This is a genomic window from Paenibacillus sp. ALE2, assembly GCF_054113385.1.
This window is the reverse complement of sequence record NZ_CM134213.1, coordinates 1,260,234-1,284,934: the sequence shown is the minus strand read 5'-3', so window position 1 is coordinate 1,284,934 and position 24,701 is coordinate 1,260,234. Positions and strand designations below refer to the sequence as shown.

Below are 24,701 nucleotides of genomic sequence, written 5' to 3'. Positions count from 1 at the left end.
AGAGGGGAGGAGAGACATCCACCATGATTACTAGAGAACAGATTTATTTGGATGAGAAGCTGGAGACCAAATCGGCTGTGTTTGAGTTTATTGCTCAAGAGGCTGAAAAGCTGGGTGTCACCGTCCATAGGGAGCAAATGGTGCAGGATTTATGGGAGAGGGAAAAGGTATATTCGACAGGGCTTCAGGACCAGTTTGCCATCCCTCATACGCAAAGCGAGGTGGTCACCAGACCGGCAGTCCTCGTCATCCGATTGAAACATAGCATTGACTGGGACTCTCATGATGGCAAGCCTGTCCAGTATATTTTTAGTATTTTAGTGCCTAAAGGGTCTGTGGATGTATCCCATTTACAAATTATTTCCTCGCTCGCAACCCTGCTTTTAGAAGATTCCTTCAAAGAGGCGGTAGCGGACGCGAATAGTAGCGGCGATGTGTATCATTTGCTGGAACAGTATACAGAAGGGTTGGTGTCATAATGAAAATTGTAGGCGTTACATCGTGTATTGCAGGGTTGGCTCATACTCCAATGGCGGCCAAAGCGCTGGAAAAAGCAGCAGCACAGCTCGGTCACCATATTAAAGTGGAACAGCAGGGTGCGCTGGGCCAAGTGAACAAGCTTACAGAGGAAGACATTGCAGCGGCGGATTTTGTATTGATTGCTTCGGATCAGACGGTGAAGGATGCGGAGCGGTTTGAAGATAAAAAAATCGTTCGCGTTAAAATCGGCCATGCGGTCAACAATGCGGAAGCGGTACTCACCAAAGCGGTGGAAGCGATCTCTGCTCAAAAATAAGGTTAGGAAGGCAACACGGAGAATCAGCAGCGTAGCTGACTTACATGTTATCCGATTGTCCGATGAGCCTTTGAATTAACAGTAGTATTCATGATGGGGGAGAACACGATGAAAAAATGGCTCGGTGAAGCTAAAAAGCATCTGATGACAGGCATTTCTTATTTGCTTCCAGTTATTATTGCAGGCTCCTTGATTGTTGCCGTGTGTAAAATTATCGGTCTGACCATGGGGGTCACCGACTTTGGCCCATATGCTGACAAAAGTGGTTTTCTTCATATTTTATACTTAGTTGAAAATGTAGGTTGGCGCGGAATTGGACTGCTAAACATGGTTCTGGCTGGGTATATCGCCTATTCGATTGCTGACAAGCCTGCACTTGCTGCAGGGCTGATCGGCGGTGTGCTGGCGCAGGAAACAAATGCGGGCTTTCTAGGCGCTCTTGTTGCAGGTTTTTTTGCGGGGTATGTCACCCTCTGGGTGAAAAACAGAGTGAAAATTACAGGCCCAGCCGCTGGTTCTGTTCCGCTGATTATTTTGCCGCTCATTACGGTAGGCTTAACCGGGATTCTCATGTCCGTCATTCTGGGTGGGCCGCTGAGCGCGATTAATGAAGGACTGGTCAACTGGATTAAGCATATGAGTGAGAGCGGAACCAGCACCCTGGTGCTTGCCTTGATTTTGGGGGCTATGATCGGGTTCGACCTTGGGGGCCCTGTTAATAAAGCAGCCTGGATGGCGGGAAATGCGTTATTCCTGTCGGGCGTGTATTTACCCAATATTTTCGTAAATATTGCGATCTGTATTCCACCTCTGGGCTATGGAATTGCAACTCTAATTTTGAAAAAACGCTTTTCCAAAACGTATCGGGAAGCTGGAAAGGGCTCTGTGATCATGGGCATTATCGGAATTACAGAAGGGGCTATCCCGTTTACACTGCGTAATCCTGCCAAGCTGATTCCAATAAACATGATTGCCTGCGCAGCAGGTGCAGCATTGACAGCTTTGCTAGGCGCACATGTCATCATGCCTCCAATTGGCGGTTTGTATGGCGCGATATCCGTCGGTACTCCGTTTGCATATCTGGCTGGAGGGATTACAGGCGCATTGATCATTGTAGCTGGAACCTTGCTCGTCAACTTCCGTGAGGAAGAGCAGCAGGCTGAAGCGAAAGAGGCATCTGTTAAGAAAAATGGAGAAGACATAGAACTCGTATTTGACTAAATATCACTAGACAGAAGATAGATGGAGGGAGAACGAGATATGAGCCGTACAAAAGTGCATGTCATACCCCATACTCATTGGGACCGGGAATGGTATTTTACTACTTCCAGATCGAAAGTCTACTTGGTGAAGCATGTGAAAGAAGTATTAGATGCGTTGGAAAACGGGGACGGTTTTAAATACTATCTTTTGGATGCTCAAGGGTCATTGCTCGACGACTATACCCGCTGGTGCCCGGAAGATGAAGAGCGCATTCGCCGCCTAGTAAGCGATAAGCGTCTGATGACTGGACCGTGGTATACGCAGACCGACCAATTGGTGATTTCCGGAGAATCTATTGTACGTAACCTGTATTACGGTATGGAAACCGCACAGAAATACGGTCATGCCATGGAGGTCGGATATGTGCCGGATGCCTTCGGTCAATCGGCGCAGATGCCACAGATTTATCAGGAGTTTGGTATTCGACATTTTCTGTTCTGGCGCGGGGTAGCAGATAACACCAATCCGAAAACCGAGTTTTTGTGGAAAGGGTCGGATGGCAGTCAGGTGTTTGCGGTACAGATGCCGTTTGGCTACTACTATGGTGGCAATATTCCAGAGGAAGCGGGAGAACTTGAGGCGTATCTCGACAGTCAGATCGGTGCACTGGAGGAAAAAGCGTCCACTCGCCATGTTTATTTTCCCAACGGCTTCGATCAGGCGCCGATCCGCCTGAACTTGCCAGAGCTGATTCGCACGTTCAATGAGCTGGACCCGAAACGAGAATATGTGATGAATGAGCCGGAACGTTTCCTTGAAGAGATTGAAAAAGACAGCAGTGATCTTCCTGTACTGGAAGGAGAGCTTATGGAAGCCAAGCATATGCGTATTCATAAGTCGATTTTTTCCACACGGGCCGACCTTAAGCAGCAAAATAATGAGATTGAAAACTTAATCGTGAATACGCTGGAGCCTGTACTGTCGATCAGTCATGCACTTGGACATGAATATCCACATCATATCGTGAAGGATATATGGAAGCTGTTGTTTGAAAATGCGGCTCACGACAGCATTGGTGGCTGCAATAGTGATACGACGAACCGAGATGTGGCCTTTCGTTACAAACAGGCGCGCGATATCGCGGAGAATTTATTAGAGCTGCACAAGCGAATGATCGCGTCGAAGATTAAGCAGGAGGAGACTTTTGCCTTCACCGTCTTTAATACGTTGCCTTATCCGCGCAAGGGAGTGACGGAGATTGAAGCTTACTTGCCGGAAGGAAGCTTTGTCATTCGGGATACGAAGGGTCAGCAGCTTCCATATACGATTACCGAGAAAGTGGAACAAACCGACTACGTGCTTGGTCAGCATATTGATCTGAACCCGAGCAAAAAGGTGTACCTGCCTGAACGTGTGTTTCGTGCCAAGCTGTTAGTGGAGCTTCAGGAAGTCCCTGCTATGGGGTATACACAAATCGTGTTTGATTTCAGTTCGACTGGGGATGCGATAGCAGAACGCAGCAACGGAGACTGTATTGAAAATGAATTTTTTACGATATCTGTACAGGAGAACGGGGCATTAAGCATTACGGATAAAGTCTCGGGACGTGTGTACGTGGATCAAATGGTGTTCGAGGAAAATGGAGATGACGGAGATTCCTACAACTATTCTCCGCCGGAACGAGACCTTACGGTATCTTCACTGGGTGCTGATGTGGAGACGATAACATCCAAAGGTCCGGTAGCCGAAGATCTGTCCCTTCGGATGAAGCTGAAGGTTCCGTATGACTTAAATGAGCGTTTCGCTGCTCTGACTTCGGCTGAGTTGCCACTACAGGCATCGGTCTCGCTACGTAAAGGTGAACGTCTGATACGTTTCTCCGTAAATGTCGACAATCGGGTATTGAGTCACCGTCTGCGGGTGCTATTTGATACCGGGATTGCCTCCAAGCTATCCATTGCAGATCAGCCGTTCGGCGTCATTGCCCGTCCAACTACGCTGGAGGAAGCAAAGGTATGGGAACGGGAGCAGTGGACGGAGAAGCCGATCACCATAGAGGCGATGCAAAGCTATGTTGCGTTAAACGATGGCTCACGTGGAGTAGCGGTGCTGACCGAAGGGGTAAGAGAATATGAAATCATAGGCCCTGAACATGATACAATAGCGCTGACGTTATTCCGTACTTTTGGATATATGGGTAAGGAGAATCTGCTATATCGCCCAGGTCGTGCCTCGGGAGAAAAGATCGTAGAAACGCCGGACGCACAGCTGCTAGGTGAGCTTTCGTTTACGTTTGCTCTACATGTCCACGAGTCTGGGTTTGATGAGGCGGACATCGCTCGAGCAGCGAAGGAATATTTAACGCCGTTGTCCAGTTATCAGCTGTCTGATTTTCTCAACGGTCGCTTAATATTTGCCTTCCGTGACGAAGAGCGAATATTCGAGCAAAACTACAGCTTGTTATCATTTAGCGAGCCTTCCAACGTCATCTTAAGTGCATTCAAGAAAGCAGAACATAGCGATGGGTATGTCGTTCGTGTGTTTAATCCTTATCTGAAGAAAGACGCAACTGCACGTATCACATATGGTGGATCAGCCCACTACGAGTTGGTTTCGCTGGATGAGCGCTCCAAGGGGGAGACACTGGTTGCATCCGCTTCGGAGGGTGCACAGTTGCCGGAATTGCAGCATTGCAAGTTGCTGACAGTACTGGTAACCCCGGAAATAAAGTAACGTGAAAGTAAAATACGGTTTATCGGAAAGGAGGTCTTAATCTACATGATTTTTCCCTACAAACGCTTGAAAAAGCTGTACCAGCTCATTAGTGGAAATGATCAAGGCTGGTCTTGGACCACCAAGGCGCTCGCTGAGCGGCTGGAGGTCACAGAACGGACAGTCCGCGACGACCTCAAGAAGCTGGATAGTATGCTGAATGAATATGGAGCACACTTGGAATCCAAAAGGGGCAGCGGCTATACGATCAGGATTGATGATCACGAAAAATACCATTTTTTCGCGGATGAAAGTCAGGAAGAAACAGAAGTAGGTCAGCGCCTGCCAGAGGCTCCAGAAGAACGCATACGATATGAGCTGTTCAAGCTGCTGAATGCGGGGGAATACGTGAAGATGGAGGGCCTCGCCGATGAGCTGTATATTAGCCGGGCAACAATGAATAATGATTCTAAAATCATTCGTCAGATTCTGGAGGATTATAGCCTCACCCTGCGCACCAAGCCAGGACATGGTGTGAAGGTGGTAGGGGAAGAAAAGAATATTCGTTACTGTCTGGCTGAATATGCCGATATCCGCGATGAAGAGGGGCAACGCAGCGGCATGCCCTTGGAGCAACAACAGCTGTTTCAAGGATTAGATCTCTCGCAGATCCGCACAATTATTCTAAAGCATTTGCGGAGCGTGGGGACCAAAATGGCTGATTTGGCCCTGAAAGACCTTATTACTCATCTGGCGGTCATGGTGCTGCGGGTGAAGGAAGGACATGGGATAGAACGCTTTGAGGCAGTGGTGGGCAGTCAGCGGGATATTGAATTGGCTACCACCATTATGAGGGAAATGGAAGAGGTATTTGGCATCATCTGCCCTGAAGGAGAACTGGATTATGTTCTGCTGCATATTGTCAGCAAAAAGATGACCGAAACCGAGTGGGAGCGTCTTCAGTCTGACCGTCTCTTCTTGACAGTGCACGGGATGCTGACGTTTGTCTATGAACGCTTCACCTATGACTTGCGTGACGATGAACGGTTATCCCGGGATTTATTTGTACATTTGAAGCCAATGCTGATCCGGCTGGAGCATGGCATGAACATGCGCAATCCGCTGCTTGGACATATCCGCAAGTATTATCCGCTTGCTTATGAAATCACAGTAGGCGCAGTAAAAGAACTGCAAAAATCGTTTCCATTCGACATCAATGATAACGAGATCGGTTATTTGGCACTTCATATCGGAGCTGCACTGGAACGTAAATACCATATTCCTCATCGGCGTCGCAAAACCGTGTTGCTGGTGTGCGGCTCCGGCTACGGAACCGCCCGTATTCTGGAATCCAGGCTGCGTTCGCTGTTTGCTGAGCTGGATGTATCCCGTGTGGTTTCCCTTCGGGAATACGAGGAAATGTCCACCGTCGATGAGGACCTGGTCGTTTCGACCATTCATTTGCAGCAACGTAAGGATAAGCCTTCGGCAGTAATCAGCCCGATTCCTTCGGAACGGGATATGGAGACAATGACGCGGATGATACGTGCCAGCGATGAGGAACAGGAGACATCACTGCTGCGGTATTTTGACAAGGAATGGTTTATGACTCGCTCCGATCAGCCGAGCAAAGATACCCTGATTGAAGAAATGAGCGGTATTTTAAAGCAAAAAGGAGTGGTGACCGACAAGTTTTTGCCAGCAGTCAAAGAAAGAGAGAAGCTGGGTTCTACTGCGCTGGATCGAGGGATGGCCATTCCCCATCCTCTGGAGCTAAGTTCTAACCGAACAGTCGTAAGTGTGTGCTTGCTGGAAAATCCGATCCAATGGGACGCTAACCATGAGGTTCACGTAGTATTCCTGCTCTCAATCTGCAAAGAGGACTATGAGCAGGCCATGGGAATTTATGATTTATTTGTAGAACTGATCCGGCAGGAGGAAACGCTTGAACGATTAAAGCATTGTCATTCCTTTGATGCCTTTATGCTAATCGCCCGTCAGGTGCTCGCAGTCAAGAGTAATGATTTTTATTAAGGGTGACCATATTATCTACTCTCATATGGAACGGAAGAAGAGATCCTAAGGGTCTCTTTTTAGTATTCTACGTCCTTATATCTGCTAGAGAAATAGCTTGTCAGACTGTAATTTGGTAATCTTATGTAAGACTTGTATGGGGAATATATTTATATTATTTCATTCAAAAGGGGCGAGTGAGATGCTGAAATCACCATTAAAGGAAGAACTAACTCGAATACTCGAAGAGCATTCACTTGATGATGAATTAAAAGAAGAGCTCTATCAGGAAGCCGAAGCTACGATACAATTTCATCTAGAGCATGAGGAAAACTATGAACATGTTGGAAATAGTCGGATCGCCGGCTATCCAGATTTGCCGCCTTCGATCGAGTGGCCGTGTAATTCAGACGGAGAATATTATACGTTTATTGCTCAGATCAATCTAAGTGAGTTGCCTTTTTCACCATTTGAGGGATTGCCTCATCAGGGCATACTATACTTTTTTCTTGGGCTGGATGAGCCAGCTTATGATATTGAGCATAAAATCTTTTACTATAACGGCGATAGCAGCGCTTTGCAGAAAACTTTGCCGCCGAATGGGAAGGTTGAAGTATGTGCCGAGAACAGGGATTTCACCGCGTATGCAATTTCCTTTCATCCGATCCTGACACTACCCTCGGAGGGTGAACTAGGAGATATTCTTGTAGATCAGTACGAAGAGCTTTATGAGCTTCTATATGAACATAGCGACACGGTGTGGGGACAGCATCAGTCTTTTGCCGGGAATACTCGTCGGGATGCTTATCTGTGCCGAAACGGGCTAGAGGGTCTTCTATTTAACTGGCATAAGAGTGAGAGTCAGATCCACCAGGAAGCCGAGCAAGCTATGCATAGGGGAGGTACGGAGTATGCGGAGCAGTTACGATCCAAAGTGCTGCCTCAGCTGCAAGAATACCAGGCCAACCGGAAAAAGCACGATCAAGCTTCAGAAAATTGGCATGTTCTGCTCTCTGTATCATCCTTGAATGAGGTCGGTATGTGCTGGTGGGACGCAGGGTATTTGGAGTTTTTTATAGATCAAAGGGATTTGAAAAACCTTGATTTTACGCGAACGTATGTTAATCTGGCAACGAGCTAGCCGGGGCGCCAGACTCATGTTTATGATGAAGGCTAAAGGCCGGGGTTAGAGCAGGGTGCTTTTTGTTTGATAAAAAGTAGTGAATTGAGCATATGGCACAGTAGTTTTGTTTTGCCTGACCGTTGGGAATTGAACGATTAATCAAAGGTGGTCCTATATAGGACTGCCTTTTTTAGATGTAAATGAACGATTGTACTCTGTTATTAGTCTTATAGATGAGACCGCAACAAGGGGGGGACACACATATGACTGATCGAGAGCTATTTGAACTATATAAGGAACAGATATATTATTTTTGCTATTATCTGATGCAAAATCAAGCAGATGCGGAAGATGTTTGCCAAGAGGTATTTGTCAAAGCAATCTTGGCCGACAGGTCAAAGGTACAAGATCTCAAATCATGGATTTTACGAATTGCTTCCAATGAGTGCAGCAATGTGCTTAGAAGGCGAAAGACTGGGCTGATGAAGGAAATACGAACTTTTTTATTGTCACGCCCTCATTCATTTAATCCGGTGGAAGAGAGCTTATATCATCGAGAAACTCAGACAGAGCTACACAAGCTATATAACAAGCTTCCAGATAAAATTCGAATGGTCGTGATCCTTCGTTATGTAAACGAATTGACTGTGCCGGAAATATCTAGAGTTACAAATATACCCGAAGGAACAGCTAAATCCAGATTAAATCGGGGGCTTAAACTGCTAAAAAAAATGGTGGTATCTCAAGTAAAGGAGATGAATAGCAGTGAGTCGGTATTTTGAAAAAGAACAGCATATTCCTCAACCTGAATATGATGCAATGTGGGTGAATATAGAACAGGAAGCAGCCAGACGAAAAGAAACTCTGCAACAGTCAGAGGAAGCACCTACACCTAGAACAAAAATTGTTCCTGTGAGTATCGTATTCTCATGTTTTTTACTCGTTGCCATCCCTGTATTCGCTAGTGTAACTATTAATTGGGATGAAATAGGCGGACGTAGTGTAACCAATGCGCTAAATAATGGTATTGGCCAGCGGTATGATCTAAAAGCAACCAATGCAGGCATTACGATGAATTTGAATGGTGTTGTAACAGATGGCGAAAAAATGAAAATGCTTATCTCTCTGGATTCAGGAATCGATCCAACCAGTTATATTGGGTTTGCTATAGAGAACACTATGGTAACTAGCAATTCTAATAACAAGGAACGAGCACACGGATATTTAAATTACGATCCTAAAAGCCAGAAACTCCTTGGTATTTATGAAACTGTTGATACATTAAAAGATCGGAAACAAGATTACACACTTGAGGCACAGAATCTAATTTTTTATCGTAACCAGGACATTCCTCTAAAGACGGATCATCAAGCCGGGGATACACTTGTTACGGGGACCAAGCAGTATCCTAACATTTATATAGAATCCGTTCGACAAACCAACAACAAGACTGTTGTCCGCTTTAGAGTTGCTACAGCTCCATCGGATTTAGGACGTGGGAACCCGCATTTAGTAATGAAAGTGGGCGACAAAGAAATAGACGCAATCCCCACCATTCTACCTAGCGACAGCCCAGACTTGCATATTGAGCAGGTATTCAACATGACTGCACAAGATTGGAGTAAGGCAAACCTCCATTTTAGTTACATTGAGGAAGCAAAACGAATTGAGGGCACCTGGAAGTTCGAATTTGAAGCGGATGGGAAAAAAGCAAGTGAAGCAATTTATTCTAAGAAGTTGCATAGCAGCACTGAATTCCAAAATAATACAGGCGCTACCCTAGACCAACTGATTGTTACCCCCTTGGATATTGAAATTCTAGTAACAGAGCGTGATTCACTTAAAAAAGGAAATGTTCATTATAAAACAGTTCAACTGGTTATAGGTGATAAAAAAATTAGCGGTGGTCGGAATATTAAAGGAGTTGATCCTGAAAGTTATCAACACTTATATCAGTTTGAATCTCCAGAATGGTATAAGGACTGGTCTGATGTTCCAATGAAACTTATATTGAAAGATGCTGTCATTGAGAAACGTGATACGTCTAAGAATTGGGTCACTCTTCATAAACCTAAAGAAGAGAAACAGTTCGCTGGCCTTAAAGCGGACGGTTATCAAATTGATTTTGCATACTATACAGAGGGAAAAGATTTGATTGTCGAATCGAAATCCGGTTCCCCTGGCTTCAAAGGTGTCAGCCAAACAACGATGCGAATTAACGGCAAAGAAGTAATACCTGAGATCATTGCGAAGGGTATGGTATCCACAGGCGTTAATGTTGATCGTTATAAAGATATTAAATTAGACGGAAGCTTGGAACTAAATCCTGGCATCTACAAGTACAGTGATCCTGGACGTGATATTGAAGTTGTTTTGAAATAGATAGGGCGTTCGCCGCCTATTCTACAGATACGTAAATATAAAAGCCCTTCCGGCTTTCCATGAGGGAAGCAGCGGAAGGGCTTTTGTTATATATACTTGCCTATGGGGGGAGTTTATTTATATCCGCTGCACGGTGAACTCGAATTCCAGCTTTTGATCGGCTGGAATTTGATATTCCTCATGTACTGGAGCACCCCAGCTGTCGTCGCCGCCTACGCCCATTTGCTTGCCAGCTACGGTGACAACGGTGTAATACACGTTCGGTAACTCATACACATGGTATGCACTTTCCAGCTCGAACGCTGTATACGGCGAAATATTGCATTCCACCGGCGCGGTGGCAGGTGCGGTAATGCGGATGCCCCGCTGGGAATCGTCAGTAATATCGACACGGCGCACGCCTGTACGATTGCCGGATTCCTGTGGCACGACATACCCGGACACGTTATCCGCAGCTTCGTTGCGGAATACGCCAAGTCTAGCACCGAAGGCCCGGTCGATGTAATTCTCCTCTGGTCCCATCGCATACCAGTCCAGATGGCGGTAGTCCGCTGGAACCTTGAACGAAAGGGCAAAGATCGGCAGGTTAGGCAGTCCCGATACACCTTCATAGGTGGATTTTACGTTCAGACTGCCGTCCGCCAAGACGGTATAGGCTACCGTTACCTGTACGTCTGCATGAATGCTCAGCGTGTAGCGGAACGTAATGGTCACACGGTCTGCCTGCTCTTCCGTGACCTCGATACCCACACATTTACGCGTCAGACTTGCAGCGAACCAGCCACCAGCTTCAAAACCGAGTGCGGTTCCCCGATCATTGTCTGTGGTCGCCCGCCAGAACAACGGGGCAGGAGGCGTAGCGATCATCTCACGTCCCGCGTAGCGAAGTGAAGTCAGGCTGCCTACTCCTTTGGAGAACATGATGCTGAAATCTGTACCGTGAACGCCAATATTTACATCGCCATGCACCACTCGTAGGGCTCCACCTGTAGGAGCTTTCAGCGGATTTGGATTTTCCACAATGAAAATATGCTGTCCGAAGGCTACTTCATGCCCAGCCTCAGCCCAAATCGTCGCTTCCTTCAATACAAGCGCCGTGTGAATGACATATTCCCCAGGCTTCCCGTCTGTGCTTGGGAACGTCAATGGAATATAGGCTTCGGTCTGAGCCGCCACATCCACATGACTCACATTTCGCGTGATCTCTTGACCTTCATGCAACAGGCTGTATACCAGCTCATAGTCCCCTGTTCCCTCGAACAGGTTTTCGTTGCGAATGGTCACACCTTTGGTATCCGGGATGAGCTTCAGATTTTGATACAGGAATTTGACCTCCTGCATCTTTGGTGAAACCTTCCGGTCCGCATAGACAATTCCGTCCGTACAGAAGCCATAGTCTGTCGGACGGTCGTCAAAGTCGCCGCCGATCGCGAGATACTCGCGTCCGTAGCGATCTTTTTTCATGACCGCTTGGTCGATGTAATCCCAAATAAAACCGCCTTGATACAGCTCGTATTTGTTCTCTAGCTCGGTATACTTGTGCATGCCGCCCACGGAATTGCCCATCGCATGCATGTATTCGCAACTGATATATGGCTTTTGTGGATTGTCGTTCAGGTATTGCTCGATATCAGCGGGCTTGGCGTACATCCGGCTCTCCATATCGCTGGTATCATCGTACGTACGATTGTGAAACACGCCTTCGTAATGTACCAGACGGCTCGGATCGGTGGACCGGAAATAGTTAGCGACATTGCGTAGCACTTCGCCTGCATACGACTCATTTCCGCAGGACCAGATCAGAATGGATGCATGGTTTTTGTCCCGTTCCAGCATGGAAATGGCGCGATCCATAACGATATCCTGCCACTCAGGCAGATTGGCCGGAATATTCCATGAAGGCTCGACCGCGCCGAGTTTTTGCCAGGAACCGTGTGTTTCCAGGTTCATTTCGTCAATCACGTATATCCCGTACTCATCGCACAGCTCATACCACAGTGTCTGATTCGGATAATGAGAGGTACGTACAGCGTTCATATTGTTCTGCTTGAGTGTCCGAATATCCCACAGCATATCTTCAAGGGAAATTGCACGCCCGGTACGAGCGTTAAATTCATGACGGTTCACGCCCTTGAATACAATGCGCTTGCCATTCAGATGCATGACCTTGTTCACCATCTCGAATTTGCGGAAACCAACCTTTTGTGGGATCACCTCGACGAGTGTTCCATCGGCATCATAAATTTGAATGAACAACGTGTACAAATAAGGCCTTTCCGCGCTCCAGCGCTCTACTTGCTCCAAAGTTGCTGACAGCGAGGCGATGCCATCTGTAAAGTCAGCTTTCAAAGAAGCTACTATATGTCCGGTGGCATCCTTCACATCGACAGTTGTATGGGCTGTTGCTGGTTGCTCCAAAGTCAGTTTCAATTCCAGCAGGCCCTGCGTGTAGGTAGCATCCAGGTCCGCCTTGGCATGCAGGTCGCGTACGTGAACAGTAGGGATCGTGTACAAATATACGTCTCTGAAAATGCCGGAAAAACGCCAAAAATCCTGATCCTCCAGCCAAGCTCCCGTACTTCTTTGATATACCTCTACCGCCAGCTTGTTTTCGCCAGCTTGCAGGTAGGGTGTCAGTTCAAAATCAGACGGTGTAAAGCTGTCCTCGCTGTAACCGACAAATTGTCCGTTCAGCCATACATAGAAAGCCGACTCAACACCTTGAAAAGAAATGAACACAGGCTGCGCGTCAGAAGCCATATTTTCAGGCAAAACAAAGCTTTTGATATAGCTACCGACCGGATTGTGGTCTTGTGGAATATGAGGTGGACGAACGTCCGAATGTCCGTCCCACGGGTACATCGTATTGGCGTACTGCATTTGACCGAAGCCTTGCGTCTGAATATGACCCGGCACCTGAATATCGCTCCAGCCGCTATACTCAAAGTCAGGGGCATAGAATTCTGCTGGGCGAGTAGCTGGATTCGTCGCATAGTTGAACTTCCAGCTCCCATTCAGGCTGTGACGCCAGGCCATATCGGCCTGGTGCTCTGCTTCCTGAAGCGTGGCGTAATATTTATGATCGGAATAGGCAGGCAAGCGATTTACCGCGAATTTGGTCACATCGGTGAGCCAGTCCAGACTAGGGGTATGAATGGTCAAGGCGAACACTCCTTATTTTTAAATTGAATGAAGACCGTATACAGAAATCTATTATTTTACCGAGCCGACCATACCTGCGACAAAGTGCTTCTGCATCAGGAAGAATACCAGTGCAGTCGGCAATGTGGACAGGACAATGGCGATCATAATAACGCCGTAGTCCGGTGCATAGCTGGAGCCGAGGTTCGAGATCAACAGCGGGATGGTTTGATTTTCTGGCGTTTGCAGTACAATCAGAGGCCAGAGGTAGTTGTTCCAGCTGGACATGAACGTGATAATTGCGGCAGCGGCATAGGTTGTTTTCATCGTAGGCATATACACCCGGAAGAACAGACCCAGCTCGGATAATCCATCCATCCGGCCAGCTTCCAGCAGATCCTTGGGAAACATCTTGGTGCTTTGACGGAAAAAGAAGATCAGGAACGCCGTAGTTACGGTCGGAATAACGACAGAAGAGAGCGTATCAATGCCGATCCACGGTATCACATTAGAAATGCTGCCGAACATCCGGTAAAGCGGGATCATGATTGCCGCAAACGGAATCATCATTGACATCAGCAGGATATTGAAGACAACGTCTTTCGCTTTACTTCTGTAAATTTCAAAGCCATAACCAGCCAGTGATGCAATGAGCATCGCCAGCAACGTCGTTGAGATGGAAACCTTTGCAGAATTGCTTAGTGCTGTAACGATGTCTACTTGTTCGAGCAGATTGTGCATGTTATCCATCAGATGGGAGCCTGGCAGAAGCTTGCCTTTGGTCACATCGACTGACAGGTTCGTGGAGCTGGATAGCATCCACAGGAACGGGAAAATCGAAATGAATGACACAAGAATCAGAAAGGCGTACGTAAATGCTCTTTTTGTTTTCATCATTTTTTCTCACCTGCCACTTTAAACTGGATAATCGACAAGATAATGATCATAATGACGATGGAATAAGATACGGTCGCCGCATAACCAAAGTCGGATGAATACTTGAATGACAGATTATAAATATATTGCGAAATGGAAGATGTCGCGTTACCTGGTCCACCTTTGGTAATATTCATGATTTCATCGAAGAGCTGAAGTGTACCAATCGTCGATGTAATCGAGGTGAACAGGATAATCGGCTTAAGCAGTGGAACGGTAATGCTGAAAAACTGCCGGATCGGGGAAGCTCCGTCAATACGGGCCGCTTCGTAGATGGAACTGTCAATGTTCTGAAGACCCGACAGGTAAAAGATCATGTTGTACCCGGTCCAGCGCCATGTGATCGCGATAATAATCGTTACTTTGGCCCAGAAAGGATCTGTAATCCATTGGATTGGCGTGCCAATCACGTGCAGGTTCAGCAACAAGGAGTTTACCAAACCGTCAGCCGAGAACAGATACTTGAAAACAACCGAATAGGCTACAAGGGATGTGATACACGGCAAGAAGATGGCGGTGCGGAAAAAGCCTTTGAATTTCAGGTTTTTATCATTCAACAATACGGAAATAAACAGGGCCAGAATGACCATTAAAGGTACCTGGAAAATTAAATAGATAAACGTATTCTTCACGGCGGTGATGAACATTTTATCAGTGAACAGACGCTTGTAGTTATCAATGCCGTTAAAGCTCAGATTAGACCCAGTACCCGTCTTAAAGGATAAGATTAGCGCCTGAATCATCGGATAGAAATAAAAGGCGGCAATCATGATCACTGCGATGGATATGAACAACCATCCTGTCATACCTGCTTTAAGACGTGTTGTAGTCATTTTGGGCGCGGCTGTCTTCATACCATGTCAACTCCCTATGCAGCAATAAAACCTTGAACTCGCAAGCCCAAGGTTTTAAGTGCTTATCGTTTTATTGTTTAGCCTTGGCTAGATGGACTGACTTATTTAAGCTGTGCTTCCGCTTGTCCTTGAGCGTCCTTCAGAACTGCATCTACATCTTTTCCGTTCAGGTAGTTTTGAATTTCAACAGTCATGATGTCCTCAATCGCATAAGTGTGCAGGCCATAATTGACTTTTGGAACTTGTTTAGTCCAATCAGCAAATTTCTTGTATACTTTGTCGCCACCGAAGTAAGCATCTTCCACGTCATAAGCTTTACCGCTGGAAGCTGCGTTCAATGAACCAACAATTCCGATTTTGCTCAGCATATCTTGATACAGCTCTGTATCTGAACCGAATGTTTCTTTCAGGAAATCAGCAGCCGTATCTTGACCGTCCGAGTTGAGGACATACCAGGAGCTGCCGCCGAGGCTGGAAGCATTCACGGATTCAGGTATATTTTTCAGTTTAGGGAAAGGAACAACAGCCCATTTACCGGATTGCGAAGCTTCTGCCTTAATCGAAGGTGTAATCCAGTTACCTGTAGGTACAGAAGCAACTGCACCGCTGTTGAATGCGGCCAAGAATTGACTCCAGTCGGCATTCATTTTAACAATGTTGGCATCGAACAAGGATTTGTACGTCAAGAGCGCTTCTTTCAGAGCTGGATTACCAGCCAGGTTTGGTGTTTTACCGTCTTCTTTCAGGTACCAAGAACCTGCAGTTTGGATCATGCCACGGATCAGACCGAGGTCATTCGGATCTTGAGTCAGCATATCTTTGCCTGTTTTTTGTTTTACAGCTTTACCGATTTCAATAAATTTGTCCCAATCAATATTGGTCAAGTCCGCTACTTTGTAGCCAGCTTGTTCCAGATAATCCGTTCTTACATACAATCCCATTACACCGGAGTCAAATGGAACTCCATATTGCTTGCCGTTGTAGCTGGTCGGCCCGATTTTATAATCAGCGAAGTCGGATGCTTTGATCGAATTAGTCATATCATGGAAAGAATCGGGATAGGCTTGCAGGAAGTTCTGTGCCCGGTAATCCTCAATTAAAACCACGTTCGGCAATCCTTTAGTAGAACCGGAGTTGAGGCCGGCATTCATTTTTTGTACGATATCGTTTTGAGCATATTCGACAATGTTTACGGTTACATCTGGATGTTTGGCAACATAGCGATCTTTTGCCAGCTTCAGGGCTGCGATGTTGAAGTTCGGGTCCCAAGCCCAGACTGTAATTTCTTTCTTGCCTGAATCTGTGGTCGTAGCTGCTTTCTCAGAATTGCTGGAGCATGCGGATAACAAGATCAAGCTTGCGATCAGCAGAAGGAAAGACATTTTTTTCATTTTGTTCAACCCCTACTTTTTTTATATGTTGCTAACCATGTAGAACTTTTTTGAAAGCGGTTACCTTGTTTATGAATTTAGTTTATCATCCTTGCTTTACTGGCAGTTAGGAATATCTTTATACAGATTGGTCTTATTATTATGATTTATCTAAAAAGGTACCGCTTACATTTGTGTTTTCTTTAGATTTATGTACTTTTTATAGATGGGACTAAAGATTTTCACGAAGCGCCACTGCGCGGCCGGATGGTGCTTCCCATCGCTGTTGTGCCTAGATGGCTAGCACCATTCCGCCCACTCCGTTCTTGTTCCACCTTTTTTGTTTCGTTTAACCTATATTTTTTATGGGGTAGGAGGAGCGGGTTTTACGATTAGAGGCAGTGTCATTCTTACTTTGGTGCCCTCGCCCTTCTTGCTGGAAATGGTCACGCCATATTCTTCTCCATATAAAAGGGTAATGCGATTGTGCACATTCTGGATGCCGATGCCCGTAAATAGTTGGCGTTTGCTCTTGGGATTCGGCAGTCCGTCCTGCGCTGTATTTCCGTCCAAATCCATACCGTCTCCATCGTCGACTACTTCACAGATCAATGTATCCTCTGTTTTCGACACCAATATATAGATGTGCCCTGTATTTTTCTCATTAAACGCATGGAAAAAAGAGTTTTCGATAAAAGGCTGAATAATCAGCTTGGGCACATGATACTCCAGACAATCAGGTGATACAAAATAATTTACCTGTACCCGTTGCCCATAGCGCACATGATTAATGAATACATAATTTTGCATGTTGGCCATTTCTTGCTCGATGGTGATCGTTTCGCTCACATTGCTGATTGTATTTTGCAGCAAGGAAATGAGCGCATTAATCGTCTCGGCGGCAGTTTCCTTGTTTCCTTTGAGCACTAGCATTTTGATTGAAGCCAATGTATTGTACAGAAAATGTGGATTGATCTGCCGTTGTAGTGCAGCTAGCTCTGCATTTCGTTGGCCTTTTTGGGTTTCTAAAAGCTTACGAATATAATCATTTAGTTCATCAAGCATGTAGTTGTAAGCATGACTTAACTGTCTGACCTCGTAGCTACCCGTGACCGGGATATAATTATCAAAATTTTTCTCGCGTATAGTCGACATTTGCTTGACCAGCCGAGTCAGAGAACGAATCAGGCGACGTGAAATGAGAAAAACAATCACCAAAGCAATCAGTACAATGGCGATACAGATCCAGACAACAGATTTAACGTCAATAATTTGCCCAACTGCGGTTTGCCTATCGATCATGTTCACCAGATAAAAATCAAATGAAGGGATATAGTTGGAAAGAACGATACTTTCCTTATTCATTACATCCGCATTAATATAGTTTAGTCCCTGTTCATTGATTTTGGTGGCATAGCCCAGCAGCTCACTGGAGCGTTGTCCGATTAGGTCCTGACGGTTGCTCGATACAATCAGTCCCGATTTGTCCAAGATCAGCACATCATTACCGTTACTCGTGAAATTGTTATAAAAACGCCGAAATTCTGGCTCCCGAATGGCAATGTAGATCATTCCGTACAAGGTACCACTGGTTCGCTCCATAAATGGTTTAGAGGCGATGATATAGGGTGTGGGTTTTTGCATGGTGCTAGTCATTTGTTGATGAAATAACTCCGTATCCATTTGATACATAAGCTGTGCCGGGCGTGCTACACTTCGGGCCGTAATAGCACTGCTCTTAAGCTGCTCCGCAGTTACAGGCCAATAGGAGGAATCGGAGTAAAAGCTCCGTCCGTTCAGACCTGTTACAGCGACACCGACATCATAAGCATCGACGTTCGATTTAATTTGCTTCATTTGCTGTGCCATACCGAAGTAAATCCTTGCCGAGTTAATCGAGTCGGATTGGCCGCCAGTCAGATAGTTTTTAACCGTTCCGTTTTCCGAAGCATGGGTTACAGCATTCACGATGGAGTCATTGAAGGATTCAAAGCTGGATTGAATCTGGCTAAGCACCTTGGCATTCGTAATACTGAATGTTTCAGCGAATAGTCGTTCAGACATTCGAATCGTCACCAAAGAGGTCAGCAACGATACCGCCGTGATGCTGACCACCATAACAATAAAGATTTTGAAGAACAGACCTTGATATTTGATCTTGTGGATATATCTTTTCATATTCGATCTCTTTTCTGCTGGCAGATATGCGCTTGCTCTCTAATGGAGATGCTCCCGGCGGTACTGGCTGGGCGAGTAGCCCTTCACCTTTTTGAACACTTTAGTAAAATAGCTGGGGTCCGAATAGCCTACTGTACTGCTAATATCTGAAATGGGCAGCGTCCCCGATCGCAGTAATTCAGCAGCCTTTTCAACCCGAATTTTGTTTAGATACTCGCTAAATCCCTCTGTATGGTGTGCCGTAAAATAACTGGATAAATAAGAGGGGTTAAAATGAAAATATTGCCCAAGGGTCGTCAAATTGAGTGTTTCAGCATGATGTTCCTCAATATACTCCAGCAATTTTTTCATGCTTGCACTACTTCCTTGCTGCGTCTTAGCCAGGATCTGTCGGTTCGCTTCCTCTAAAAAAGTCTCCAGCAACCGTACGGCTTCATGTACATGAGGGGCATCATTAATTGTTTTGAAATACGAATATTTCGCCGCATCCAGCTCCTTCATATCATACCCCTGATTCCCGAGCAAAATTGTAATGTTGAACACGATATTTCCGAGCAGCGATTTGAATTCAAAAGCGGTCGAGGTGTAGTTGCCGGACATGGCGGCTACATAGGACCTCAAATCCTGAAAAGCTGTATCAAAATGCTCACGCTTCATCTCTTCCGTAAACTGTTTTAAGTTAAACGAACGATTCACCTGAACAGGCTGAGGGAGTTCATCTTCGATCAGCAGCGCTGTCTCTGGGAAATAAAAGCGGTAACTTAGTAATTTGGGCAGCTCATCCTGATAGACACTGCTAATCTGATTAAAATCATCAAATAGATGACTGACCGCCCAGCCCGTCTGCGGATCGAGCTGCTTCATCTCTTGAGCCACTTCTCGAATTGCAGTCATCCAGGCATCTAATTCCCGTGGTCCCAGATTGGCTAAAAAAACGGCCGCATACCTATCCGATGGCAGCTGTCGCAGAACGATGTGTTCACAGGCAGAGTCTACTCGGTCTGTAAGCTTGGAAAATAGGTCCGAAGCCGAGGGAATGGTAGAGCGTCCCTTATCTTGCTGTACCGACTGTTCTATACCTATAAGCGCAAAACGGGCGTAAGGAAATGCTTGCTTCACCAGCTCAACGTCATAATCTATGCTATAGCCAGAGATCAATTTTTCGATCACATGATCCATCGTGATTTGATTATTCCCGGCATCTTCCTGATATTGAATGGATGGAATTTTGCGGGCTGTTCGCTGGAGCACCTGAAGCAGCTCATCTGTGTCCAGCTTGGGCTTCAAAATATAGTCAGCCACACCTTGCTGAAAGGTGGAGCGCACATAATTAAACTCGCCGTAGCTGCTGAGCACAATCACCTCGATATCTGGATAGTTCTGTCTGACGATGCGTGTCAGCTCCTCACCATCCATGATCGGCATTACGATATCCGTAATGACAATATGAGGACGCAAGGCTTCAATCAGCTCCAGCGCCTCTTTCCCATTGGAGGCCTCACCTACAATTCGAAATCCGTATTGTTCCCACGACAAATGGTGTTTGATCCCTTGCCGTACCAATATCTCATCATCTACAATTAAAATGTTGCATAGCTCATTCATGACAGCACTCTCCATAATTATATCTATTCAAAAAAGACGCCATTAAGGCGAGGGCCTAATCATCTGACGTATATAGTTGATAACGCTTCCAACTTTAACTAAAATCTAAAGCTTTTAATCTTTACATGCTAACATAAACGGCAGGTGATTCCAAAATAATTTAGTTCAAATGGCATATAAAAGACAAAAAAGGCTGCCGAGAAAATCTCGACAGCCTGAACAACCGGGATTACTTTATACAGTACCCCATGTCCGATCTCCTGCCAAATATTTTTCAGTCAAAATAGACAGCAGTTGAATACCAACCTCGTTATGTCCTCCCTCAGGCAGGATTAGGTCGGCGTATTTCTTGGAAGGCTCAATAAATGCCTCGTGCATCGGCTTAACCGTCGTCAAATAGTGATCATGGATCGAATGGATGGTGCGACCGCGTTCCTCAATATCGCGAAGAACCCGACGGAGAATGCGCACATCAGGGTCCGTATCCACAAATACCTTAATATCAAGCAGGCTGCGGAGTTTTTCGTCTGACAGCACGTGCAGACCTTCCAACATAACGATATGATTCGGCAGAAGCTCTACCGTCTCGTCCGTGGAACGAGCATGAACCGTAAAGTCATACACGGGCGCTTGAGTCGCTTGTCCTTTTTTTAGACATTGAAGATGCTCAATCAGCAAGTCGTTGTCAAAGGCAAACGGATGATCATAGTTGACCAAAGCACGTTCGTCATAACTCAGATGTGAATGGTCTTTATAGTAGTTATCCTGAGATATGAAAGTCACTTTATTAGATCCCAGACGCTCAACGACGGCGCGTGCGACCGTCGATTTACCGGAACCTGTACCGCCGGCAATACCAATAATTAGCATGGCGTTTCACTTACCCTTCCCTAAATGTATCCCGATACAACTCAAGTATTGTAGCACAATGCACACTTTTTTTCATCAATGTTGCACGTTGTATTTCTTCCATTTCCGTATCTTGGCTCTGAATGTTTTGAACGGTGCTACGGAATTGATATGAATCCATCTCGCCATAGGCCAGTTCGGATTGGTGCCTGTCCACTTGTGAACGCCCTGGGTGAAGAGTTCTTCATGACTGAGTGTGTCCACCCAATCCAGCCACGTTTGCTCAGCCAACTTGAACATATCGCGTAATTCATATAGAGAGTGGTGGGAATAGGTCTTGTAGAATGATTGGTATAGTTCGCCTAGTCTATTCCACTTATAATTCGGGGCAGGCATGATGACGGTTTTTCCTTCTCGTTCGTCTCTGTCCCAACTCATGACAAGATGAAGCCATCCAAGCTGATAGGCTATCATTTCTGCAGGTGTTTTATCTACTTCGTCGATTCGAGTATCCTTGTGGCTTTCGTCGATGTCCTGGAATTCACCGTCAAACCGTAAGTAGGCGGTATGAATGGCTTTTTTTAACTCTGATTTGGAAGCGTAGTCGTAGCTAGACATCTAATCGCTCCTTTACATGATATTGGTGATACTCACCCTTTATATGTACCATTCTCAATATGACAACCGTATGTCTTATTCAAAAATAAAAAAATCTCGTTTTTTGTGATTTTATGAAACACCATTTGGTGTGTTCGCGAAAAAGAACGAAAAATTAATAGAAAAATTAAGACAAAAGATAAGTAATTAGACATATTTTAATATTTATTTAAGTGCCTATAATTATTGGAGTATAGCGATTAGGGGCCCTCATTGGTGTATGGATATGATTTCCTCCATCAATACGTTATATACCGTTTGCTTTAGTATTCATAAATCCAATTAAGAAGGGAATTGTGATATGAAATCGAGTTTGTTAAAAAAATGTGCAAGTGTAATGTTAAGCAGTACGTTGGCACTGTCTTTATCATTACCGCTATTAGGCCACGCACAGGCTGACGAGAATGTACAGGTAAGTGATGATTTTGAACAAGGAGAAGCTCAAGGCTGGTCCGCAGATTCGGGGAACTGGTCTGTGGTCAAGGACGGGAATGGTTCTACATACCAACAATCTAGTCGAAGCGAAAGCCATTCCGTAAAAGGCAATACCTCATGGACAAATTATAGTGTGCAAGCAGATGTATATGTAAATGATTTTAATGGCTCTAATCGAGTATATGTGGCAGGTAGATACACGGATTCTAACAACTTCTATGCAGCATCGTTGTACAACAAGAAAGGCGGAGCCCTTGAGATTCGTAAAAAAGTTAATGGCTCTATGAAGACACTGGCTACTAATAAAAAATACAAACTGGACACCCATACATGGTACAGAGTGAAGCTGGAGCTATCTGGTCCGGAAATCAAAATGTATGTTAATGATCAGCTGGAGCTGTCCGCAACAGACGCCAGCCTCACAGCTGGAGCTATGGGTCTGGTAACGTCTAAAACAGTTGCTCAGTTCGATAATGTGATTGTATCGGGTGCTTCTTCAGAAGGGGGTACAAGTACACCACCTGTGAAGCCGACACCGGGTACAGAACAACCGACTCCTGGGGTGGAGCCTGGTGTAACCTCCAAAAATAATTATAATTTGACTGGCTTTTCGTATGGTAATACAGGCGGAGGGAACATTGCCAATACCGATGCCAATTACAAAAAGGTGTACAATGCTGTAGATCTCAACGAAGCTCTGAAAAAAGGCAGCAAAGTTAAAGTGATTGAGATTATGAACGATCTGGACCTTGGCTGGAATGAGATTCCTAGCGCTGCGAAAACAATGCCGTTTAGTGCCAACAATCCTGTACAGACACATCCTGTCTTGAAGAAAACAGGGGTAAGCAAAATTTATGTAGAGAATATGAATGGAGTTACGATTTTCTCAGCCAATGGTGCGAAAATCAAGCATGCCGGCTTTGTGATCAAACGAAGCTCAAATCTGATTTTCCGTAACCTTGAATTTGATGAACTTTGGGAATGGGATGAAGCAACCAAAGGAAATTATGACAAGAATGACTGGGATTATATTACTATCGAAGGTGCAAGCTCCAAGGTATGGATCGACCATTGCACATTTAACAAGGCCTATGATGGCTTGGTAGATGTGAAAAAGGGCAGTAACGGAGTTACAATTTCCTGGTCCTTGTTCAAAGGAGATGACCGCAGCTCCAACAGTTGGGTAACCCAACAAGTCAATGCCATGGAAGCAGATAAGTCCTCCTATCCTATGTACGCTTATTTGAGAAGCAGTGCAGTGGGCATGAGTAAAGAAGATATCATTGATATTGCAGCAGGACAAAAGAAAGCGCATCTGGTGGGTGCCACGGAAATGGCAGGCGACAATGCGGATTTGGAAGTGACACTGCATCATAATTATTATCTGGATATCCAGGACCGTATGCCACGTTTGCGCGGTGGTAATGCGCATGCATATAACATCGTTATGGATGATGCTGGATTGGCCAGAGCCAAAAAAAGAATTACGTCCGACATGGCCAAAGCGATCGCTGCCAAAGGATATCATTTTGATGTCGTGGGTAATGGTGCGATTTCAACAGAAAACGGCGCGGTGTTGCTAGAAAAATCGTATTTAATAGATGTGTTTTCTCCGGTGCGTAACAATCAAAAAGACCCTAATAAAGCGGATTATACAGGTAAAATCAAAGCCGAGGATGTTATCTTTTCGGACAACGGTGCTGTGTTCAGGGGCGGCAGTGACGCTGCGAATAGCCCATTAGCTCCTTTCCAGCAAAGGTTAAGAGCTTCTCTTGGAATGGGTTCACAACGTTGCCATACAGCTATACAGCCGAAGACCCTGCCAACCTGGTTGCTCAATTGCAGGCCAAGGATGGGGTGGGCGCAGGCAAGCTGAACTGGTCGAGTGAGAACTGGCTCAAAACGGTGTACAATACAGCCGCTACGAAAGACGTACAAGTGGAAGGAGATTCCGAGTAGGTAGGTAGTTTGAAAAAAGCAGTCGGGACAGATACGCTCTGTTCTGACTGCTTTTGTTGTTAAACATGTTTAGGCTGCGTTCGGTACGAACTTAACCAATAACGACAAATGAGGACACGCCAGCAGGTACGGATCTAACGCGGAATAATACTCCATCATCTCTAAAAGTACGCAGAATATAAGGCTGGTTTGTAGGTGTGCGGACTCTGTTGAATCGGGCAGTACCAAAGCGGTCGAAGCCTGCAGCTTGCACAAAGGTTCCATCTAAACGCCGGAGTGTTGCAAAAAATCCAGACGTGTTAAAAGGTACACCATCATTGTTAGCCCAGATAACTGTAAATCTACGAAGGGTTTGTGTTGGACTCACATTGCGATATCTCGTAACAGGAACCTTTCTGCCCGTAGATTTCAGCGTTTGTGGAGGACGAATGGCCACTAAAAATCAACTCCTTTGTTGTGATGAGATATTAAATGCACACAAAGGAGTG

Annotated in this window: 17 protein-coding genes and 1 pseudogene; 9 read left to right on the top strand and 9 right to left on the bottom strand. The window is 45.6% G+C overall.

What is annotated here, in order from left to right; genetic code table 11:
- Positions 1–23: 23 nt before the first annotated feature.
- The 8 genes from ACXHJ1_RS05480 to ACXHJ1_RS05445 all read left to right on the top strand — a co-directional run bounded on the left by ACXHJ1_RS05480 (position 24) and on the right by ACXHJ1_RS05445 (position 10,229).
- The gene (locus ACXHJ1_RS05480; protein WP_457905740.1) at positions 24–479 is read left to right on the top strand and encodes a PTS sugar transporter subunit IIA; all 456 of its coding nucleotides are present in this window, start codon (positions 24–26) and stop codon (positions 477–479) included.
- Complete coding sequence (locus tag ACXHJ1_RS05475; RefSeq protein WP_107734430.1) at positions 479–796, top strand: PTS fructose transporter subunit IIB; 318 nt, start codon at positions 479–481, stop codon at positions 794–796. Before ACXHJ1_RS05480 ends, ACXHJ1_RS05475 begins: the two co-directional genes overlap by 1 nt.
- Positions 797–904: 108 nt before the next feature.
- Positions 905–2,017, top strand: a complete 1,113-nt coding sequence (locus ACXHJ1_RS05470; RefSeq protein ID WP_457905739.1) for a PTS fructose transporter subunit IIC — start codon at positions 905–907, stop codon at positions 2,015–2,017.
- 39 nt (positions 2,018–2,056) lie between these two features.
- Positions 2,057–4,732, top strand: a complete 2,676-nt coding sequence (gene mngB / locus ACXHJ1_RS05465) for a mannosylglycerate hydrolase (protein ID WP_457905738.1) — start codon at positions 2,057–2,059, stop codon at positions 4,730–4,732.
- 45 nt (positions 4,733–4,777) lie between these two features.
- Positions 4,778–6,745: a BglG family transcription antiterminator gene (locus ACXHJ1_RS05460; RefSeq protein WP_457905737.1), complete on the top strand. Its 1,968-nt coding sequence runs from the start codon at positions 4,778–4,780 to the stop codon at positions 6,743–6,745.
- A gap of 181 nt (positions 6,746–6,926) precedes the next feature.
- On the top strand, positions 6,927–7,865 hold the full coding sequence (locus tag ACXHJ1_RS05455) for a YwqG family protein (RefSeq protein WP_457905736.1): 939 nt from the start codon (positions 6,927–6,929) through the stop codon (positions 7,863–7,865).
- A gap of 245 nt (positions 7,866–8,110) precedes the next feature.
- Positions 8,111–8,629 carry an RNA polymerase sigma factor gene (locus tag ACXHJ1_RS05450; protein WP_457905735.1) on the top strand — a complete coding sequence of 173 codons (519 nt, stop codon included), beginning with the start codon at positions 8,111–8,113 and terminating at the stop codon, positions 8,627–8,629.
- The gene (locus ACXHJ1_RS05445) at positions 8,613–10,229 is read left to right on the top strand and encodes a DUF4179 domain-containing protein (protein WP_457905734.1); all 1,617 of its coding nucleotides are present in this window, start codon (positions 8,613–8,615) and stop codon (positions 10,227–10,229) included. Before ACXHJ1_RS05450 ends, ACXHJ1_RS05445 begins: the two co-directional genes overlap by 17 nt.
- A gap of 117 nt (positions 10,230–10,346) precedes the next feature.
- Here the strand turns inward: ACXHJ1_RS05445 and ACXHJ1_RS05440 are convergent, their stop codons facing one another.
- The 8 genes from ACXHJ1_RS05440 to ACXHJ1_RS05405 form a co-directional block, all read right to left on the bottom strand.
- Positions 10,347–13,391 (bottom strand): glycoside hydrolase family 2 TIM barrel-domain containing protein, encoded by a 3,045-nt coding sequence (locus ACXHJ1_RS05440; RefSeq protein WP_457905733.1) that lies wholly within the window; start codon positions 13,389–13,391, stop codon positions 10,347–10,349.
- Between the two features lie 51 nt (positions 13,392–13,442).
- The gene (locus ACXHJ1_RS05435; protein WP_013368914.1) at positions 13,443–14,267 is read right to left on the bottom strand and encodes a carbohydrate ABC transporter permease; all 825 of its coding nucleotides are present in this window, start codon (positions 14,265–14,267) and stop codon (positions 13,443–13,445) included.
- On the bottom strand, positions 14,264–15,160 hold the full coding sequence (locus ACXHJ1_RS05430; protein ID WP_016820161.1) for a carbohydrate ABC transporter permease: 897 nt from the start codon (positions 15,158–15,160) through the stop codon (positions 14,264–14,266). Before ACXHJ1_RS05430 ends, ACXHJ1_RS05435 begins: the two co-directional genes overlap by 4 nt.
- Positions 15,161–15,261: 101 nt before the next feature.
- Positions 15,262–16,551: an ABC transporter substrate-binding protein gene (locus ACXHJ1_RS05425; protein ID WP_025363733.1), complete on the bottom strand. Its 1,290-nt coding sequence runs from the start codon at positions 16,549–16,551 to the stop codon at positions 15,262–15,264.
- Between the two features lie 342 nt (positions 16,552–16,893).
- Positions 16,894–18,708 (bottom strand): cache domain-containing sensor histidine kinase, encoded by a 1,815-nt coding sequence (locus ACXHJ1_RS05420; protein ID WP_457905732.1) that lies wholly within the window; start codon positions 18,706–18,708, stop codon positions 16,894–16,896.
- A 39-nt stretch (positions 18,709–18,747) separates the two neighbouring features.
- Positions 18,748–20,313: a response regulator transcription factor gene (locus ACXHJ1_RS05415; RefSeq protein WP_457905731.1), complete on the bottom strand. Its 1,566-nt coding sequence runs from the start codon at positions 20,311–20,313 to the stop codon at positions 18,748–18,750.
- 234 nt (positions 20,314–20,547) lie between these two features.
- Entirely contained in the window at positions 20,548–21,183 is a 636-nt protein-coding gene (gene udk / locus ACXHJ1_RS05410) for a uridine kinase (RefSeq protein ID WP_013368919.1), read from the bottom strand.
- A gap of 75 nt (positions 21,184–21,258) precedes the next feature.
- Entirely contained in the window at positions 21,259–21,780 is a 522-nt protein-coding gene (locus ACXHJ1_RS05405; RefSeq protein WP_457905730.1) for a ClbS/DfsB family four-helix bundle protein, read from the bottom strand.
- 340 nt (positions 21,781–22,120) lie between these two features.
- On the opposite strand from ACXHJ1_RS05405, the pseudogene ACXHJ1_RS05400 reads away from it, so the two are divergent.
- Positions 22,121–24,213: pseudogene (locus tag ACXHJ1_RS05400) on the top strand (pectate lyase family protein).
- 91 nt (positions 24,214–24,304) lie between these two features.
- Here ACXHJ1_RS05400 and ACXHJ1_RS05395 read toward each other — a convergent pair.
- The gene (locus ACXHJ1_RS05395) at positions 24,305–24,649 is read right to left on the bottom strand and encodes a hypothetical protein (protein WP_016820169.1); all 345 of its coding nucleotides are present in this window, start codon (positions 24,647–24,649) and stop codon (positions 24,305–24,307) included.
- Positions 24,650–24,701: the final 52 nt, after the last annotated feature.